This is a genomic window from Streptomyces sp. W16 (genome assembly GCF_033194735.1).
Classification (GTDB): domain Bacteria; phylum Actinomycetota; class Actinomycetes; order Streptomycetales; family Streptomycetaceae; genus Streptomyces.
The window spans coordinates 1-872 of record NZ_JAWOAI010001181.1; the positions used below are offsets into that span (position 1 = coordinate 1).

At 74.9% G+C, this 872-nt stretch carries 1 protein-coding gene; it reads left to right on the plus strand.

The window, feature by feature from the left end; all coding sequences use genetic code 11:
- The coding region (locus tag R6V09_RS54070) for an aminotransferase-like domain-containing protein (RefSeq protein ID WP_317888680.1) at positions 1-872 on the plus strand (872 nt) is incomplete at both ends.

Sequence of the window (872 nt, forward strand, 5' to 3'; positions counted from 1 at the left end):
CCCGACGCGTCGGCGTTCCCGCGCGCGGCCTGGCTCGCGTCGTACCGGCGGGCGCTCCAGCAGGCGCCCGACGAGGTGTTCGGGCCCGGTGACCCGGCCGGCCGGGTCGAGTTGCGGGAGGCGCTCACCGAATACCTGGCACGCGCGCGTGGCGTACGCACCGCACCCGACCGCATCGTGATCTGCTCCGGCTTCGCGCACGGGCTGCGGCTGCTGTTGGGCCAGGGCGGCGGCGGGGTGCTGCGCGGACCGCTGGCCGTGGAGGCGTACGGACTCGGCTTTCACCGGGAACTGCTGCGAACAGCCGGCGTACGGACCGTGCCGCTGCCGATCGACGAACACGGCGCACGCGTCGAGGAGTTGGCGAAGGAGCGGGCCGTACTGCTCACGCCCGCGCACCAGTTCCCCACCGGCGGCCCGCTGCACGCCGAGCGCAGGACCGCCGTGATCGACTGGGCACGCGCGCGTGGCGGGGTGGTCCTGGAGGACGACTACGACGGCGAGTTCCGCTACGACCGCAAACCCGTCGGCGCCGTCCAGGGGCTCGACCCGGAGCGGGTGATCCTCCTCGGCTCGGTCAGCAAGAGCCTGTCCCCCGCGCTGCGCCTGGGCTGGATGGTCCTGCCGGAGCGGTACGTCGAGGGCGTGCTCGCGGCCAAGGGCGAGCGCGAGGCCTGGGCGAGCGTCCTCGACCAGCTGAGCCTCGCCGACTTCATCGTGTCGGGGTCGTACGACCGTCATGTGCGGCGGATGCGGCAGCGGTACCGGAGCCGCCGCGACCGCCTCGTCGCGGCGCTCGCCGCGCAGGCCCCGCACATCGAGGTCACCGGGGTCGCGGCGGGCCTGCACGCGGTGCTGCGGCTGCCGCCCGG